At 73.2% G+C, this 18114-nt stretch carries 17 protein-coding genes; 14 read left to right on the top strand and 3 right to left on the bottom strand.

The window, feature by feature from the left end:
• The first annotated feature begins 90 nt into the window (after positions 1-90).
• From CP981_RS38510 to CP981_RS07765, 4 genes are all read left to right on the top strand, one after another.
• Positions 91-1422, top strand: coding sequence for a hypothetical protein (locus tag CP981_RS38510; protein WP_244329590.1), 1332 nt, complete (start codon positions 91-93; stop codon positions 1420-1422).
• Positions 1419-2588, top strand: a complete 1170-nt coding sequence (gene mycP / locus CP981_RS07775; protein WP_085925909.1) for a type VII secretion-associated serine protease mycosin — start codon at positions 1419-1421, stop codon at positions 2586-2588. Before CP981_RS38510 ends, mycP begins: the two co-directional genes overlap by 4 nt.
• Before the next feature lie 68 nt (positions 2589-2656).
• Positions 2657-3388 (top strand): SseB family protein, encoded by a 732-nt coding sequence (locus CP981_RS07770; protein ID WP_085925910.1) that lies wholly within the window; start codon positions 2657-2659, stop codon positions 3386-3388.
• A gap of 116 nt (positions 3389-3504) precedes the next feature.
• Positions 3505-4275: an MIP family channel protein gene (locus CP981_RS07765; RefSeq protein ID WP_085925911.1), complete on the top strand. Its 771-nt coding sequence runs from the start codon at positions 3505-3507 to the stop codon at positions 4273-4275.
• Between the two features lie 95 nt (positions 4276-4370).
• Here the strand turns inward: CP981_RS07765 and CP981_RS07760 are convergent, their stop codons facing one another.
• On the bottom strand, positions 4371-4751 hold the full coding sequence (locus tag CP981_RS07760) for a DUF1844 domain-containing protein (RefSeq protein WP_085925912.1): 381 nt from the start codon (positions 4749-4751) through the stop codon (positions 4371-4373).
• 333 nt (positions 4752-5084) lie between these two features.
• Here CP981_RS07760 and infC point away from each other — a divergent pair, with 333 nt between their 5' ends.
• The 10 genes from infC to CP981_RS07710 all read left to right on the top strand — a co-directional run bounded on the left by infC (position 5085) and on the right by CP981_RS07710 (position 16362).
• Entirely contained in the window at positions 5085-5780 is a 696-nt protein-coding gene (gene infC / locus CP981_RS07755; protein ID WP_085925913.1) for a translation initiation factor IF-3, read from the top strand.
• Between the two features lie 123 nt (positions 5781-5903).
• Positions 5904-6098: a 50S ribosomal protein L35 gene (gene rpmI / locus CP981_RS07750; protein WP_085925914.1), complete on the top strand. Its 195-nt coding sequence runs from the start codon at positions 5904-5906 to the stop codon at positions 6096-6098.
• 102 nt (positions 6099-6200) lie between these two features.
• Entirely contained in the window at positions 6201-6584 is a 384-nt protein-coding gene (rplT, locus tag CP981_RS07745) for a 50S ribosomal protein L20 (protein WP_085925915.1), read from the top strand.
• Between the two features lie 132 nt (positions 6585-6716).
• Positions 6717-7571: a TrmH family RNA methyltransferase gene (locus CP981_RS07740; RefSeq protein WP_085925916.1), complete on the top strand. Its 855-nt coding sequence runs from the start codon at positions 6717-6719 to the stop codon at positions 7569-7571.
• An 83-nt stretch (positions 7572-7654) separates the two neighbouring features.
• Positions 7655-8815 (top strand): sensor histidine kinase, encoded by a 1161-nt coding sequence (locus CP981_RS07735; protein WP_085925917.1) that lies wholly within the window; start codon positions 7655-7657, stop codon positions 8813-8815.
• Positions 8816-9007: 192 nt separating this feature from the next.
• Entirely contained in the window at positions 9008-10132 is a 1125-nt protein-coding gene (gene pheS, locus CP981_RS07730) for a phenylalanine--tRNA ligase subunit alpha (RefSeq protein WP_085925918.1), read from the top strand.
• Positions 10132-12657, top strand: coding sequence for a phenylalanine--tRNA ligase subunit beta (gene pheT, locus CP981_RS07725; protein ID WP_085925919.1), 2526 nt, complete (start codon positions 10132-10134; stop codon positions 12655-12657). Before pheS ends, pheT begins: the two co-directional genes overlap by 1 nt.
• A 382-nt stretch (positions 12658-13039) precedes the next feature.
• Entirely contained in the window at positions 13040-14275 is a 1236-nt protein-coding gene (locus tag CP981_RS07720) for a PP2C family protein-serine/threonine phosphatase (RefSeq protein ID WP_085925920.1), read from the top strand.
• Positions 14276-14425: 150 nt separating this feature from the next.
• Complete coding sequence (locus tag CP981_RS07715) at positions 14426-15763, top strand: NsdA family TPR-like regulatory protein (RefSeq protein WP_085925921.1); 1338 nt, start codon at positions 14426-14428, stop codon at positions 15761-15763.
• A gap of 68 nt (positions 15764-15831) precedes the next feature.
• On the top strand, positions 15832-16362 hold the full coding sequence (locus CP981_RS07710; RefSeq protein ID WP_085925922.1) for an NUDIX domain-containing protein: 531 nt from the start codon (positions 15832-15834) through the stop codon (positions 16360-16362).
• A gap of 30 nt (positions 16363-16392) precedes the next feature.
• On the opposite strand, the gene CP981_RS07705 is transcribed toward CP981_RS07710, so the two are convergent.
• On the bottom strand, positions 16393-16650 hold the full coding sequence (locus CP981_RS07705; RefSeq protein ID WP_085925923.1) for a hypothetical protein: 258 nt from the start codon (positions 16648-16650) through the stop codon (positions 16393-16395).
• Positions 16651-17015: 365 nt separating this feature from the next.
• Entirely contained in the window at positions 17016-18098 is a 1083-nt protein-coding gene (locus CP981_RS07700; protein WP_085925924.1) for a protein kinase family protein, read from the bottom strand.
• Positions 18099-18114: the final 16 nt, after the last annotated feature.

Raw genomic sequence — 18114 nt, 5'->3', positions numbered from 1 at the left:
AGCAGGTCAGCGGCGTGTTGTCCGGATACGAACCACCGTGCCCCGATTGCGGATCGGGCCCGGAGGTCAGCGGTGCAAGGGGGAGCGCGGGTGAGCACCGACGCCGAATTCGCCGATGCCCGGCACATTCCACCGATACCCCCGCAGCCGCCCCGGCAGCCCGCCCCGGCCGGGATGCCGGAGCCCGAGGGGGACCCGCGGACGACCGTGCTGCGCCGGGTGCCGGCCGAGCCGTCGGCACCGGCACCCGGGGCGCACCCTGTCCCGCCCCGCCCCACCGTCCCGCCGCCCGCCGGTGCGCAGCCGCCACCCCGCCCGGACCGTGCCCCCGGCACCCCGGCCCCCGCCGCAACGTCCGCCCCCACCCCGCCGCCGCCCGCCGGCCGCCCCCACGCCTTCCGCGACACCGCCGCCTTCCACCTGGCCAACAGTCAGAGGCTGTGGAGCGACACCCGGGAACCCGCCGCAGACCGAGGACCGGGCGCCCCGCCGGCCCCCCGCCACCCGGCCGCCGGCCCCTCGGCGGCCCCCGGCAGCGAGCCGCCCCGGCCCGCGGCCGAGCGCCCGCCGCACCTGCCCTGGCCGCCAACCGCTGCCCCGAACACGGGAGTTGTGCCCACCCCCGGCGCTCCGCGACGGCCCGGGTCCGTCCGCCGCCCCGGCCCCCGGCTGCTCGGCGCCGCAGCCTGCCTCGTCCTCGGTATCGGCCTCATCGGCGGCGCCGCGGCCGGGAGTTGGCTCACCGACGAGGCCGACGCCGCCCCGCCCACCGCCGAGGCCGTCTTCGCCAAGGGCCGCGACGTCTGGCACAACACCCCCGTCGACCGGCTCTTCCCGCGCACCGTCAACGGCCTGGGCGTCGGACCCGGCGGCGCCGACCGGACCTGGACCCGGATCGCCGTCGCCCCGGACGGCGGCTGCGGCCACGCCTACGACCCGAAGCTCGCCGCCGCGCTCGCCCGGACCGGCTGCACCCGGCTGCTGCGCGCCACCTACGCCGATGCCACCCGCAGCAGCGTCATCACGGTCGGAGCGCAGATCACCAAGGCCGACCAGCCCGGGATGATGGCCCTCAACACCCGCTTCAGCACCAGGAGTCTGGGCACCCGCACCGACCTGCTGCCGCTCCCGTACGCCGCGAAGGGCACCCCGGCCGAGGGCTTCGGGCCCGCCCAGCGGGCCAGTTGGACCGTCCGGATCCTCACCGACATCCCGGTCGTGGTCTACGCCGTCTCCGGCTTCGCCGACGGCCGCACCGTCACCGACCCGCAGCCCGCCGAGGCCGCGGTCCGGCCCGGCGTCACCACCGCCCCGGCCGAATCCGGCCTGGGCCACGACGCGAAGGGCCTGGCGGACCGCATCGGAACGGACTTCCGCAAGGCGGCCGGCAGCCCCACGCAGACGACGGAGGCCTCGTCATGACGCACACCGTGCTGCGCGGCACCGCCCTCGCGCTGGCCTCCGTGGCGCTCGCCGTACTGCCCGCCGTCCCCGCCCGGGCCGATGCCCTGCGCGCCCAGGAGTGGGCCCTCCAGGCCGTCCACGCCCAGCAGGCCTGGCGCACCACCAAGGGCGAGGGCGTCACCGTCGCGGTCCTGGACACCGGTGTGGACGCCAACCACTCCGACCTGGAAGGACAGGTGGAGCCCGAACGGGACCTGGTGGGCTTCGGGGCCGGCCCCGGGGACGCCGCCTGGGCCCGGCACGGCACCGGAATGGCCAGCATCATCGCTGGTCACGGTCATGGTGCGGGCCGCGAGGACGGTGTGCTGGGCCTCGCCCCGGCCGCCCGGATCCTGCCGGTCCGGGTGATCCTGGAGGACGACGACCCGCAGCGCGGGCGGGCCCGCACGGAGAAGGCGGGCGCGCTCGCCGACGGCATCCGCTGGGCCGCCGACCACGGCGCCGACGTGATCAATATGTCGCTGGGCGACGACAGTGAATCCGCACACCCCGAGCCCCGCGAGGACGCCGCCATCCAGTACGCCCTCGGCAAGGGCATCCCCGTCGTCGCCTCCGCGGGCAACGGCGGCGAGAAGGGCAACCGCGTCTCCTACCCGGCCGCCTATCCGGGCGTCATCACGGCCACCGCCGTCACCCACCTGGGGAGCCGCGCCCGGTTCTCCACCCGCCACTGGTACGCCACGGTCAGCGCCCCCGGCTACGACATCATCATGGCCGACCCCGAGGACGACTATCTCTCCGGCTGGGGCACCAGCCCCGCCGCCGCCTTCGTCTCCGGCGCCATCGCCCTGATCCGCTCCGCGCACCCCGACCTGAGCCCCGCCCAGATCCGCCGGCTGCTCACCTCCACCGCGCAGGACAGCCCCGAGGGCGGCCGCGACGACGACTACGGCGCGGGCCTGATCGACCCCGCCGCCGCACTCCAGGCGGCGGCGGATCTCCGGCCCACCGCGCAGAAGCCGTCCCCCGCCGCCTACGCCGACCGCTACTTCGGCCCCGGCCCCACCGCGGACGACGCCGCGGACACCGGCACCTCCTGGCTCCCCTGGACCGCCGGCGCCGTGGGCGTGGCCCTCCTCGCGGCCGCCGCCGTCCTCTGGCGCAGCCGCTCCCGCGACCACTGACCCGTACGCCGCCCACCGCCGCCCCCGCACCCGCTGACGCCGGCACCCCACCCGATACGCTCGGGCGCGTGCAGAAGAACATTCCCGACCCCGGTTTCGGCGACGACGACGGCTCAGCGGACCCGGCCCTGACCGCGGCCCTGGCGGCCTACGACCGGGACCGGAGCGCCGAGCCCGAGCTGCTGTCGGCGCTGGCCGGCGCACGCGTCCTGGTGCCCGTGGTGGCCGTCCTCGGCGAGGTCGAGACCGGACCCGACGGCCTGCGCCGGGAGAAGACCAGCGATATGGCCGTCCCCACCCTCCAGGCCCCGGACGGCCGCCGCGCCCTCCCCGCCTTCACCTCCATGGAGACCCTCCAGCGCTGGCGCCCCGACGCCCGCCCGGTCGCGGTCCCACTGCCGCAGGCGCTGCTCGCCGCCTCCCACGAGCAGGCCGACACCGTGGTCGTCGACCTGGCAGGACCGGTCACCTACCAGCTCACCGGCCCCGCCCTGCGCGCCCTCGCCGAGGGCCGCACCAGCGCCGACCCGCTCGCGGACCCGGCCGTCACCGACGCCCTGCGCACCCTCCTCGACGCCGAGCCCGGTGTGCTCGTCGCCCACCTGGCGCCGTCCGCCGAGACCGACGCCACCCTCGCCCTCGGCCTGGCGCCCGACGCCCCGGCCGCGGAGGTCGCCCAGCGGCTGGCGCAGGCCCTGGCCACCGACGAGGCACTGCGCGCCCGGCTCGTCCGGGGCCTGGACCTGGCCCTTCTGCCGCCCGGCGGCGCGACGGCCGGGGAGCCGTTCTACCGGCGCTGACACCCCACGGCCGGGGCCCGGTGCCGACGGCCGGGCCCCCGGCCGTCAACGGGCGGGTTCGTCTCCAGGGCCGCACAATGCGAGGAGAGCTCAAGATCCACGCGAGGAGAGCCCCCATGGAGAAAACGGAGATCTCGTCGGTACTGACCCGCACGGTCGTATCCGAGTTCCTCGGCACCCTGCTCCTGGTGTTCTTCGCCGTCGGCTCGGCAGTGCTGGCGGGCGAGTACATCGGCACCTTCGGCATCGCCCTGGCCTTCGGCTTCACCATGGTCGCGCTGGCCTACGCCCTCGGCCCGATCTCGGGCTGCCATTTCAACCCCGCGGTGACCCTGGGCATGCTGCTGGCCCGCCGGATCACCCTGCGGACGGCCACCGAGTACTGGATCGCCCAGGTGGTCGGCGCCATCGCCGGCGCGGCCCTGCTCTTCCTGGTCGCCAAGCAGATCCCGGGCCTCCAGACCCATGCGTCCTTCGGCACGAACGGCTGGGGCGACCGCTCGGCGGTGCACCTCAACCTCGGCGGCGCCTTCGTCGCCGAGATACTGATGACCTTCCTGCTGGTCTACGTCTGGCTGTCGGTGACCCACAAGGTGGCCGTGATCGGCTTCAACGGCATGGCCATCGGTCTGGCCCTGGCCGCCGTCCACCTCATCGGGGTCCCGCTCGACGGCACCGGCGTGAACCCGGCGCGCTCCATCGGCCCGGCGCTGTTCGCGGGCGGCGCGGCCATCACCCAGCTGTGGCTGTTCATCGTCGCGCCCCTGATCGGCGCCGCCATCGCGGCGGTGGTCCACCAGATCACCCATCCGCCGCACGAGCCGGTCCTCGTCGCCGACGAGCCGATGCCCTACGAGCCCGCCGAGGGCCCCGACGACGGGCTCTGAGGCACAGAGACCACACCGCACACACGACGGGCCCCGGCCGCATCCCGGCCGGGGCCCGTCGTGTGCGCAGTGTGTGCGGCGCTGCGCCGCCCGGCTCAGCCGTAAACGGGGCCGGTGTACTTCTCCCCGGGGCCCTGGCCCGGCTCGTCCGGCACGACCGACGCCTCGCGGAACGCCAGCTGGAGCGACTTCAGACCGTCGCGCAGCGGCGCCGCGTGGTACGAGCCGATCTCGGTGGCGCTGGCGGTGACCAGCCCGGCCAGTGCCTGGATGAGCTTGCGCGCCTCGTCGAGGTCCTTGTGCGCCGCGCCCTCCTCGGCGAGCCCGAGGTTGACCGCCGCCGAACTCATCAGATGCACCGCGACCGTGGTGATCACCTCGACCGCCGGCACCTCCGCGATGTCACGGGTCATGGCGTCGAAGTCGGGATTCGCCGCGTGCGCTGCGTCGGGCTGCTGCGGGGTCTGGTCACTCATGTCTTCGGGCTTCTTCCTGCTGAGGGGACGCCTCCAGCCTATGGGCAGCGCCCCCGGACCCCGCGTCCGGGAGCGCCCTCCCGGTCCAGGGGCAGGTCCGCGCCGGCACAGAAGTGGGTGCCACCCCTTGACTCGTGTATTCTGGTGTTCCGACCGGCCGGACACGCATGTGACCGGCCCACAAGTGGAGGCTCCGATCTCCCACCCGGCCGACCTCACGGTTGGCGGGTCAACGGTCCGGCTGCGCCCCGCGGAGACTTCGCGGCGGTGCTCCAGATCCACGTGGAGCCCCGCCTGTGTCCCGTCCGGGGCGTTTTTCATGTACCGGCGCGGTTGGTCACACCGAAAAGACGTTACGCGGCAGTCCGCCAGGCCGTCGCGTGGTGCTACCGAGGAGGATCCATCAGCGCCGAGCCCCGCATCAACGACCGGATTCGCGTCCCCGAGGTGCGACTCGTCGGTCCCAGTGGCGAGCAGGTCGGCATTGTGCCGCTTGCTAAGGCCCTGGAGCTTGCGCAGGAGTACGACCTCGACCTGGTCGAGGTGGCGGCGAACGCCCGTCCGCCGGTCTGCAAGCTCATGGACTACGGCAAGTTCAAGTACGAGTCGGCCATGAAGGCCCGTGAGGCGCGCAAGAACCAGGCGCACACGGTCATCAAGGAGATGAAGCTCCGGCCGAAGATCGACCCGCACGACTATGACACCAAGAAGGGTCACGTCGTCCGGTTCCTCAAGCAGGGTGACAAGGTCAAGATCACGATCATGTTCCGTGGTCGCGAGCAGTCCCGCCCCGAGCTGGGCTTCCGGCTGTTGCAGCGACTCGCGTCCGACGTGGAGGACCTCGGCTTCATCGAGTCGAATCCGAAGCAGGACGGCCGAAACATGATCATGGTCCTCGGTCCGCACAAGAAGAAGACCGAGGCGATGGCCGAGGCCCGTGAGGCGCAGGCCGCCCGCAAGGCAGAGCGCCAGGGTGGAGCTTCCGAGGAGCCCGCCGAGGCGCCCGCCGAGGAGCCCACCGGGGCGTGACCCCGAGGCGTCGGCCCCGGTTCGCGCCGGGGTGCCCCGCCCCGGACATCAATCGATATACATGACGCTCCCGCTCGCCGGTTCGTGCCTGCGGGAGCGCCAATGACGAGGAGAGAACGGCGCATGCCGAAGAACAAGACGCACAGCGGTGCCAGCAAGCGCTTCAAGGTCACCGGTTCCGGCAAGGTGCTGCGTGAGCGCGCCGGCAAGCGCCACCTGCTCGAGCACAAGTCGTCCCGCGTGACGCGTCGCCTTTCCGGCAACGCCGAGATGGCCCCGGGCGACGCCGCGAAGATCAAGAAGCTTCTCGGCAAGTGAGCCGACGCGCCCCATTGACCGGGGGCGCGCGACTCGGACCGGGACCCAATCGATTCGGGCCGTTGTGACGACAACCACGGCCCCGCTACAAGGAGTTAACTAGTGGCACGCGTCAAGCGGGCAGTCAACGCCCACAAGAAGCGCCGGGCGATCCTCGAGCAGGCCAGCGGCTACCGTGGCCAGCGCTCCCGCCTGTACCGCAAGGCGAAGGAGCAGGTCACCCACTCCCTCGTCTACAACTACAACGACCGCAAGAAGCGCAAGGGCGACTTCCGTCAGCTGTGGATCCAGCGCATCAACGCCGCTGCCCGCGCCAACGGCATGACCTACAACCGCTTCATCCAGGGTCTGAAGGCCGCCAACATCGAGGTGGACCGCAAGATCCTGGCCGACCTCGCGGTCAACGACGCCAGCGCGTTCGCCGCGCTCGTCGAGGCCTCGCAGAAGGCGCTTCCGAGCGACGTCAACGCCCCGAAGGCTGCCTGACCTTCAGCCTGACGACGTGATGACGGACCCGCAGGCCCCGGCCTGCGGGTCCGCCGCTTTTCCGGACCGGCCCGGTCCCCGCGCACGGACCGGGGCCCCCACGCACCGAACAACAGAAGCGAGCCGCCGCCCATGGGCACCCCCGAGCTGATCTCCCCGCGTTCCCCGCGTGTCACCGCCGCCCGGCGGCTGGCCCGCCGCGCCTTCCGCGGCAAGGAGCGCCGGTTCATCGCCGAGGGCCCGCAGGCCGTACGGGAGGCCATCGCGCACCGCACCGGCGGTACGCCCACGCTCATCGAGCTGTTCGCCACCGTCGAGGCCGCCGAGCGGCACACCGAGATCATCGAGGCGGCCCACGCGGCCGGGGTGCGGGTCCACCACGCCGACGACAAGACCGTCGCCGACATCTCCCAGACCGTCACCCCGCAGGGGCTGCTCGGCGTCTGCGAGTTCCTCGACTCGCCCTTCGAGGAGATCCTCGCCGCCCGCCCGCAGCTGGTCGCGGTGCTCGCCAACGTCCGTGACCCCGGCAACGCCGGCACGGTGCTGCGCTGCGCGGACGCCGCGGGCGCCGACGCGGTCGTGCTGACCGACGCCTCCGTGGACCTGTACAACCCCAAGTCCGTACGGGCCTCGGTCGGTTCGCTCTTCCACCTGCCGGTTGCCGTGGGTGTCCCGGTCGAGCGGGTGGTGAGCGGACTGCGGTCGGCCGGGGTACGGATCCTCGCCGCCGACGGCGCGGGCGACCGCGACCTCGACGCCGAACTGGACACCGGCTCCATGGGCGGGCCCACCGCCTGGGTCTTCGGCAACGAGGCCTGGGGACTGCCGGAGGAGACCCGGGCGCTGGCGGACGCCGTCGTACGCGTCCCGATCCACGGCAAGGCCGAGAGCCTCAACCTCGCGACGGCCGCCGCGGTCTGCCTCTACGCCTCCGCCCGCGCCCAGCGCAGCCCCGGCGGCTGCCGCGCGGTGTCACCCGCCTGAGGGGTGTCCCCCCGATCTTCGGGGCACTTCCGGTGCGAGCTAGTAGTCTTGCGTGCTCGGGGGCCCGGAAGGGGGTAACGGGGATGAGTGTGAGGACTTCCGGCATCACAGTCACCGCTGACGGCCGCCGGTCCGAGGGGCTCGTGGGCGGTCAGCCGCCCGCTCCGGCCGGAGAGCCGGCGACCCTGGGGACCGGTCTCGGACTGGACCCCGACGATCTGCCCGACGGCCTGGTCGTCGCGGACGAGACCGGCCGGGTGATCTGCTTCAACGCCGCCGCGGCCAGGATCACCGACATCGCCCCCGAGGACGCCGTCGGCCGCCCCCTCGAACAGGCCCTGCCGCTCCAGGACATCGAGGGCCGCCGCTGGTGGCGGCTCACCGACCCCTACGGCGGGCTCGCCATCCGCCGCGGCCAGCCCGAGCGCAATCTGCTGCTCGGGGGCCGTGAGGTGCTGGTCTCCGCCCGCTATGTCCGCAGCCGCCCGACCGGGCCCGTCCAGCGGCTGGTGATCGCCTTGCGCGGGACCGAGGCCCGGCGGCGTACGGAGCTCAGCCACGCCGAGCTGATCGCCACCGTCGCCCATGAACTGCGCTCGCCGCTGACCTCCGTCAAGGGCTTCACCGCCACCCTCCTCCAGAAGTGGGAACGCTTCACCGACGACCAGAAGCGGCTGATGCTGGAGACGGTGGACGCCGACGCCAACCGCGTCACCCGGCTGATCGCCGAGCTGCTGGACATCTCCCGGATCGACTCCGGGCGGCTGGAGGTGCGCCGCCAGCGCGTCGACATGAGCGCCGCGGTCCGCCGGCACGTCCAGGCGCAGACCACCGCCGGCCAGCGCCCGGACCGCTTCCTCATCCGGATGCTGGAACCGCTGCCCGATCTGTGGGCGGACCCGGACAAAGTGGACCAGGTGCTGGGCAACCTGCTGGAAAATGCGGTGCGCCACGGCGAGGGAACGGTCACCATCGAGGTCGGACCGGTATCGGACGAGACCAGCACGGAGGGGACGAGCGTCACCGTGAGCGACGAGGGCCCCGGCATCCCGGAGGAATCGATGAGCCGCGTGTTCACCCGCTTCTGGCGGGGCAGCAAGCGCGGCGGCACCGGCCTGGGCCTCTACATCGTCAAGGGCATCGTCGAGGCGCACGGCGGGACGATCACGGTCGGCCGTGCCCCGGCCGGCGGCGCGCAGTTCCGATTCAGCCTGCCCGTCGCGACCCCGGCCTTTCTGGCCTGAAGCGGAAGCGGCGGGCGCCCCGCGCGGGGGCGCGGACCGGCCGCGTGGCCCGTCCCCCTTAGACTTGACCTTTGGCACCTTTGGCGCACAGGCATCGCGGGCACAGCGCGGGCTCGGCATCCGACCTTTGTGATCGAGGAGCCGAGGCGAAGCGAGCCAAGCCAAGCCAGTCCACCGGAAGCACGGGAAGAGATGTCCGCACCCAATAAGTCGTACGACCCTGTCGAGGTCGAAGCCCTGAAACCGGAAGAGATCGCCGCCCGGCTGGACGAGGCGCTGGCCGCCATCGCCGCCGCGGGCGACCTCGATGCGCTCGCCCAGGCGAAGATCGCGCACACCGGTGCCACCTCGCCGCTCGCTCTCGCCAACCGCGAGATCGGCGCCCTGCCCCCGCAGGCCAAGGCGGAGGCCGGCAAGCGCGTCGGCCAGGCCCGCGGCCGGGTGAACCAGGCGCTCAAGGCCCGCCAGGAGGAGCTGGAGGCGGAGCGCGACGCCCGCGTGCTGGTCGAGGAGGCAGTGGATGTCACGCTGCCCTACGACCGCACCCCGGCCGGCGCCCGGCACCCGCTGACCACCTTCATGGAGCGGGTCGCGGACGTCTTCGTGGCCATGGGCTACGAGGTCGCCGAGGGCCCCGAGGTCGAGGCGGAGTGGTTCAACTTCGACGCCCTGAACTTCGTGCCCGACCACCCGGCGCGCCAGATGCAGGACACCTTCTTCGTCCAGGGCAACGGGACCGAGGGCGATGAGAGCGGCGTCGTGCTGCGCACCCACACCTCGCCGGTGCAGGCCCGTACGCTCGTCGACCGCGAGCCGCCCGTGTACGTCGTCTGCCCGGGGCGGGTCTACCGCACCGACGAGCTGGACGCCACGCACTCCCCGGTCTTCCACCAGATCGAGCTGCTCGCCGTCGACGAGGGTCTGACCATGGCGGACCTCAAGGGCACGCTCGACCACATGGTCCGGGCGCTCTTCGGTCCGGACATGAAGACCCGGCTGCGGCCGAACTACTTCCCGTTCACCGAGCCGTCCGCCGAGATGGACATGGTCTGCTACGTCTGCCGTGGCGAGTCCGTGGGGAACCCCGACCGGCCCTGCCGTACGTGCTCCAGCGAGGGCTGGATCGAGCTCGGCGGCTGCGGCATGGTCAACCCCAAGGTGCTCATCGCCTGCGGCGTCGACCCCGAGAAGTACAGCGGCTTCGCCTTCGGGTTCGGCATCGACCGGATGCTGATGTTCCGGCACAACGTGGAAGACATGCGTGACATGTTCGAAGGCGACGTCCGGTTCACCCGGCCGTTCGGGATGGAGATCTGATGCGGGTCCCGCTTTCTTGGCTGCGGGAGTACGTCGACCTGCCGGCCACGGCAACCGGTCGTGACGTACAGGAAAAGCTCATCGCGGTCGGCCTGGAGGTCGAGACCGTCGAGCGCCTCGGCGACGGGCTCAAGGGCCCGCTCGTCGTCGGCCAGGTGCTGACCATCGAGGAGCTGGAGGGCTTCAAGAAGCCGATCCGCTTCTGCACGGTGGACGTCGGCCAGGCCAACGGCACCGGCGAGCCGCAGGAAATCGTCTGCGGCGCGCGGAACTTCTCCGTCGGCGACAAGGTCGTGGTCGTCCTCCCCGGCGCCGTGCTGCCCGGCGACTTCAAGATCGCCGCGCGCAAGACGTACGGCAAGACCTCGCACGGCATGATCTGCTCCGGCGACGAGCTGGGCATGGGCGACGACGGTACGCACGGCATCATCGTGCTGCCGCCGGAGTACGAGGTCGGCACCGACGCCATCGAGCTGCTGGAGCTCGTCGACGAGGTGCTGGACATCGCCGTCACCCCGGACCGCGGCTACTGCCTGTCGATGCGCGGCGTCGCCCGCGAGACCGCCACCGCGTACGGCCTGCCGCTGCGCGACCCGGCGCTGCTGGACGTGCCGCCGCCGAACACCGGCGGTTACCCCGTCCAGGTCTCCGACCCGATGGGCTGCGACCGCTTCACCGCCCGTACGGTCAGCGGCCTGGAGCCCGAGGCGCGTACGCCGCTGTGGATGCAGCGCCGCCTCCAGAAGGCCGGGATGCGTCCGGTCTCGCTGGCCGTCGACATCACCAACTACGTGATGCTGGAGCTCGGCCAGCCGCTGCACGCCTACGACCGCACCAGCGTGGACGGCCCGATCGGCGTCCGCCGGGCGGCCCCCGGCGAGAAGCTGACCACCCTGGACGGCACCAAGCGGGTGCTGGACGCCGCGGACCTGGTCATCACCGACAACCGCGGCCCGATCGGCCTCGCGGGCGTCATGGGCGGCGCCCACACCGAGATCGCGGCCCCGGCCGCGGACGCCGGGACCGGCGAGGTGCGCGGCACCACCGATGTCGTGATCGAGGCCGCGCACTTCGACGCGCTGTCCATCGCCCGTACGGCCCGCCGGCACAAGCTGTCCTCGGAGGCCGCCAAGCGCTTCGAGCGCGGGGTGGACCCGGAGGCCGCGTCCGCCGCGGCGCAGCGCACCGTCGATCTGCTGGTGCTGCTCGCGGGCGGTACCGCCGGCGAGGGCGTCACCGAGGTCGTCACGCCTCGCGGGCCGCGCACCATCAGCCTCTCCGCCCGCCACCCGGACAAGGTCGCCGGTGTCGACTACGGCCGGGAGACCGTCGTCCGCCGCCTCCAGCAGGTCGGCTGCGACGTCTACGGGCAGGACGAGCTGGTCGTGACCGTGCCGTCCTGGCGGCCGGACCTCAGCGAGCCCAACGACCTGGCCGAAGAGGTCATCCGGCTGGAGGGCTACGAGAACCTGCCCTCCACCCTCCCGAAGCCGCCCGCCGGCCGGGGGCTGACCGAGCGTCAGCGGCTGTACCGCCGGGTCGGCCGGGCACTGGCCGGCGCGGGCTATGTCGAGGCGCTGAACTACCCGTTCACCGGCTCGCACGTGCTCGACCAGCTCGGCATCGAGGCGGACGACCCGCGCCGTGCGGCGGTCACCCTCGTCAACCCGCTCTCGGACGAGGAGCCCGACCTCCGTACGACGCTGATCCCGGGCCTGCTGAACGCGCTGCGCCGCAACTACGGCCGGGGCACCCACGATCTGGCGCTCTTCGAGACCGGACCGGTCTTCCGGGCGACCGGCGACGAGAAGCCGGCCAGTCGGCTGGTCGTCGACCGCCGGCCGACCGACGACGAGATCGCCTCGCTGGACGCCTCCCTCCCGCAGCAGCCGCGGCGCGCCGCCGTGGTGCTCGCCGGGGGCCGTGAGCAGGACGGCTGGTGGGGCTCGGCACGCCCCGCGATCTGGGCGGACGCCATCGAGGCGGGCCGTACGGTCGCACGGGAGGCGGGTGTGGAGCTGATCGTCCGCCAGGACCAGCACGCCCCGTTCCACCCGGGCCGCTGTGCGGCGCTGCTCGCCGTCGCCGACGGCGAGGAGATCCTCGTCGGCAACGCCGGTGAGCTGCACCCCCGCGTCATCAAGACGCTGGCCCTGCCGGAGCGCACCTGCGCGATGGAGATCGACCTGGACCGCCTGGAGCAGGCCGGCACCGGCCCGCTGCGCGCCCCGAAGATCTCGGCCTTCCCGGTCGCGACCCAGGACGTCGCCCTCGTGGTCGACGCCGGTGTCCCGACGGCGGAGGTCGAGGGCGCGCTGCGCGACGGTGCGGGTGAACTGCTGGAGTCGCTGCGGCTGTTCGACGTCTTCACCGGCGAGCAGATCGGCGCGGGCAAGAAGTCGCTGGCGTACGCGCTGCGCTTCCGCGCCGCCGACCGGACGCTGACCGCCGAGGAGGCCTCGGCGGCCCGTGACGCGGCGGTCGCGGCGGCCGTGGAGCGGACGGGAGCGGTGCTGCGCGGCTGAGCGCGGCCCGCGGCGCCGCGACGGCGTGCGCATCGGGGTGAGGGCGTGGACGGCAGGTACCGTCCGCGCCCTCACCCTTTTTCGGTGTGCGGCAGACGGGTTCCGCGGGGGCGGTGGGGCGTGACGGCCGCCGTGCGACGGCCGGTGCTGTGCGGGAGACGACCGGATCCGTACACCATCACTCCATCGGGTGATGATGTACGTATCGTCGTCGGATGGACACGGAACGTCGCGAGAATCGACCGGGTCGGCCGGGCCCGTGCGACCGCGGCAGCGGGCCGGACCGACCCGCTCAGAACCTGGGGGACCACCGGCGAGCGTGCGTGCCGGACCCCGCGAGCCCGCCATGATCCGAACGACCCGCCCTAGGGGGACCCTCGGCATGATCCGACACCGGGCAAGGCGTGGCGCACGCGCCGGGGCGGCAAGCGCCCGGCGCGCCTTCGTCTTCGTCCTGCCCGGCCTCTGGGTCCTCGGCGTGGTGGCGTGGGAGCTGAGCCACCCGACCAGCGGCCGGCTGCTGCAACTCCTCGCCGCCGCACCGGCCATCGCCTGCGCGGGCACCGGCCGCCGCCAGTGCGTGCTGCTCGGGGGGCTGTGCGCGCTGCTCGCGCTGCTGCCGTTCGGCGAGGTGGAGCCCGGGGCCGGGTGGGGCAGCCGGCTGATGACCTGTGGTGCGGTGCTCGCGGTGATCGGTGCCAGCTATCTGACCGCAGGGCGGCGGCTGCGGCTCGTACGGGAGCTGGAGCGGACCCGGGAGGTCGCCGCCACCGCCCAGCGGGTGCTGCTGCGGCCGTTACCGCGGCGGATCGACGGGGTGCTGCTGGCGGCCGACCATCTCTCCGCGAGCGAGGGGGCCGTGGTCGGCGGGGATCTGTACGAGGTCGTGGGGACCCGGCACGGGGTCCGGGCGGTGATCGGGGACGTACGCGGGCACGGGCTGGACGCCATGGGCACGGTCGCGGCGATGCTCGGCAGCTTCCGTGAAGTGGCGCACGACGAGCCCGAACTGGGGGATGTGCTGCGCCGGTTGGAGCGCTCGCACCAGCGGCATCTGTGGGAGCGGGCGCGCCCCGGACGGCGGGTGGCCGACGGGGAGCCGAGCGGTCCGCTCGCCGAGGAGTTCGTGACGCTGCTGCTCGTGGAGGTGGCCCCGGACGGGTCCGTCACGGCCCTCAACTGCGGGCATCCGTGGCCCTATCGCATCGCCCGCAAGGCGGTCGCGCCGGTCGCCCCGGCCGATCCGATGCCGCCGCTGGGCCTGTTCCCGCTGCCGGCCGAGCTGCCGGCGGTGTGCTGTGGGCAGCTGCGGCCCGGGGAGGGGCTGTTTCTGCACACCGACGGGGCGGCCGATGCGCGGGACGCGGCGGGGGAGTTCTTCCCGCTGACCCAGGAGCTGCGCGGCAGTGTCGAGGCGGCCGCGGCCCCGGGCGGGCCCTCGCCGGCGGGAGTGGTCGGGAACGTCCGCGAGGCGTTGCTGCGGCATGCGGGCGGACGGCTGACGGACGATGTGGCGCTGCTGATGCTGAGCAACGACCGGGTGCGGGTGCCGTCGCAGTCGGCGCGGGCCCGGCGGGCCGCCGGGCCGGGGCGGGTGGAGGCGGGACGGGCCGAGTAGCGGCGGGGGCCGGTCCGTGCCGGGTGGCCGGCACGCCCCTTCACACCCCGTGTGAAGGGGCGTTCACTACGCTCACAAGACGGAGTGGTCCTGTCGACAAGGCCATGAGCCCGCGGTCCGCGGACGGGCCCGGCTCACCGGGAGGCCGGTATGGAGCCCAACACCCTGCTGGACGCGATGCTCGATGAGTCCGGTATCTCGCATGCGGGACTCGCCGCGCGGATCAACCGGCTCGGCCGGTGCCGCGGGCTGGCGCTGCGGTACGAACACACCGCGGTGGCCCGGTGGTTGAAGGGGCAGCGGCCTCGGGGCCAGGTGCCCGATCTGATCTGCGAGATCCTGGGCGAACGGCTGCACCGGCCGGTCGGGCTCGCCGACATCGGCTTCAGCGGTCCGGGGTCGCGGCCCGCCGATGACACCCCGCTCTCCGGCTTCGTCGAGCGCGCCACCGCGCTGTGGCGGTCCGATGAGCAGCAGCGGCCGCACATCCTCGACGCACCGGCGCTCACCGGCACCTCGGCGGTCATCCCCGTATGGGAGTGGGAGAACCCGCCCGAGGACTCCGATGTCTCGCGCGACGGGCTGACCCGGGTCGGCATGGCCGACATCGAGATGCTGCGCACCGCGCGGACGCACTACGAGACGATGTACCGGAAGGCGGGTGGTGTCGCTACCAGAGCACGCATCGTGGGATTCCTCAACGCCGAGGCGGCGCCGCTGCTGCGGGGCAGCTACAGCGATGCGACGGGGCGCCAGCTCCACCGGGCGACCGGCGGACTGGTCGCGGTCGCCGGCATCTGCGCGTACGACTCGGACTCTCTCGGGCTGGCCCAGCGCTACTTCCATCAGGCGCTCCGGCTGGCCAAGGCCAGCGGGGACCGCGGCCTCGGCGCGTATGTCATCGCGCTGCTGGTCAATCAGTCCCTCTTCGTACGGGAATACCGCCAGGCGGTCGCCTTCGCGGAGGCGGCGCTGCGGGCCGCGGGCCCGCAGATCACCCCGGCGCTCTCCGCGGACCTCTACGCGATGCAGGCCAAGTCCTACGCCCGGCTCGGCGACGGCGCCGGCGCGCTGTCCTGCATCCGGCGCGCGGAGGCGGCCGCGGAGCGCATCCGGCCCGGTCTCGAACCGGCGGAGACGGGCTATGTCCAGCCCGGCCTGGTGAACGTACAGGTGGCGGAGGCGCTGCTCAGCCTGGGGGACTTACGGTCCGCCCGGGAACAGGCGGACGCCGCCGTCGACACCCCCGCGCACGACCGCGGCCGGGTCCACCGGCTGGCCATGCTCACCCATATCGAGCTGCGTCAAGGCGATGCGGACCGGGCCGTGGCCAATGCCGCGGAGATGACGGAGCAGGCCCGCGGCATGGAGTCGCAACGGCTGCGGGACCGGCTGCGGGCGGTGCGCGAACATCTGGCGGAGACCGGGAGCTCCGCGACGGACGAGGCTGCCGATCTCATCGACGAGGTGCTGCGCGTTCCGCTGTAGGGCGTAAGACACGCCCCTGACCGGGCTCGTGTCACCTTGCCGGCCCTACAGCGGAAGGTGGCAGTTACGTGCGTTGGAACAATCTCAGCGAAAAGCCCGTCTATGCGAATCCCTGGTTCCGGGTCAATCTGGCCGATGTGGAGCTGCCCGACGGCCGGCACCTGGACCACTATCTGATCCGGATGCGGCCCGTCGCCGTGGCCACCGTGGTCAATGAGGCCAACGAGGTGCTGCTGCTGTGGCGGCACCGGTTCATCACCGACACCTGGGGCTGGGAGCTGGCCGCGGGCGTCGTCGAGGACGGTGAGGACCCCGCGGCGGCGGCCGCCCGCGAGATGGAGGAGGAGACCGGGTGGCGCCCCGGGCCCCTCCACCATCTGCTCTCGGTGGAGCCGTCCAACGGCCTCACCGACGCGCGGCATCACATCTACTGGTCCGAGGAGGGCGAGTACACCGGCCCGCCGCAGGACGGTTTCGAGTCCGAGCGGCGGGAGTGGGTGTCGCTGAAGCTGGTGCCCGACATGGTGGCGCGGGGGGAGGTGCCCGCCGCCAACATGGCCGCCGCGCTGCTGATGCTGCATCACCTCCGGTTGGGCTGACCGGTACCGGCCGGTGACCGTGGCCGGCGGTCATCGGCCCAGGGCCTGCCACACCGCCACCACCAGCGCCGCGAGCCCCGTGAGCGCGGCGAGGGACGGCAGGGGCCAGCGGGTGCTCTCCAGCCGTGTGACGCGGGCCTGAAGGTCCTCCGCGTCCCGCTCGTACTGTGCGGAGCGCTGGGCGAGCAGCGCGAGGTGGCCGTCGACCCGGGCGGTGCGGACGTCGAGCTGACGCCTCAGCTCGGCTAAGTCGGCGGTTACCAGGTCGGTTTCGGGGTGGGCGGTCACGGTCCGCTCCTCATTCCTTCGGTCGGCTGCTTCGGTGTCCGTACGGCCTTCAGTCAACTGTGCTGCGGCGGAGGGCGGGAGCGTGTGCGGCGGGGAGATACGGGTCTGGGCTTCACACCCCGTGTGAAGTGACCCGGGGTGACGGCACGGGGGCCCTTCACACGGGGTGTGAACCGCGCACTCCGACAGGCCCGGTTCACACGCTCCCGTACGCGCCCGCGCCGCGCTTCACTCGAAGATGCCACGGGGGCCGACGCCGGCGGACGGGCGCCCGCCGGCCCGGGGTCCGCCCGCCGGTTTCTCCCCCGAGCGGCGGGCGGACGGCCCGTGGGCCGCCTCCGGACCGCCGGGGCGAGCGCGTGGTCTCAGCCCGCTCCGGTGGCACCGGCAGCCAGGGCACGTTCGATCTCTGCCGCCGGGAAGGGCGTCCGCTTGCTCTCGGTGAGCAGCCGGCGGTGGAAGCGGTCCAGGACGACGGCGGGGCGGGCGTGCCGGTCGAGGAGGGCGGCGATCCCGGGCGGGAGGCCGCCGGGCCGCCGCCCGTCGGTCCAGTCGCGCAGAAAGGCCGCGCGTTCCGTGGCGCCGGGCAGGTCGTCGACCAGGTGCTGACGGAGCAGATGGGTCATGGTGTGGCAGCGGTCGTACGCGAGATGGTTCGCGAGGAACTCGGACTCGTCGGCCGCGAGGTCGAAGCGGGAGCTCAGGGCGAGTCCGAAGTCGGCGAAGTAGAGCCGGCGGCCGTCGGTCAGGATGTTGGCGAAGTGCGCGTCGAAGTGGACGAGTCCGTGCGCGCTCATGAAGGCGGTCCCGCGCGCCAGAGCCTTCTCCGCCCAGGTGTAGGGCGAGTCCTGTCCGCGGTCCGTCACGGCGGCGTCGCCGTGCTCGGCCAGCCAGCCGGTGAGGGTGTGCGGCACATGCTCCAGGAAGAGCACCAGGCCGGCCGAGGACCGGCCGATGGCCTCCAGCCGGCCGCGCACCGCCGGTGATCCCTCCCAGTGGGCGACGGCCCCGTCCACACCCCCGAACTCGTCGGTGAACCCTTCGGGAGGGGAGTCGGGCAGCACCCGCCAGTGATACATCAGCGGGAAGCCCGCGTACGCACCCCCGAGAACCCAGTGCGTGGTCAGGGTGTGGGCCGCCAGCTCCCGCCAGGCACCGAACCCGGCCGAGCCCGCCCCGTACTGGTAGAACGTCGGCAGCCCGAAGACATTCGCCGTCGACCGCACATGCTCCGGCCGCAACTCGACCTCTGTCAGGGGCACCCGCTTGACGAAGACGCGCCTCCCCGCGATCTCCAGCTCCGCCGACCTGCCGCCGATACCGGACCCGAGCGGGGCGGCGGAGGCCACCCTCTCCTTGAGCCTGCGGTCGCTCAGCAAGGAGAGCTCCGTGGCCACGGCCCCGTAACCGGCCAGGCGCGCGGCATCCGGCGGATCCCCGTCAGGCATCAACCGCTCCTCGGTG

The sequence above is a fragment of the Streptomyces platensis genome, assembly GCF_008704855.1.
Lineage (GTDB): Bacteria > Actinomycetota > Actinomycetes > Streptomycetales > Streptomycetaceae > Streptomyces > Streptomyces platensis.
Note: the sequence above shows the minus strand (reverse complement) of the source record. Positions and strands in the feature narration are given on the sequence as shown.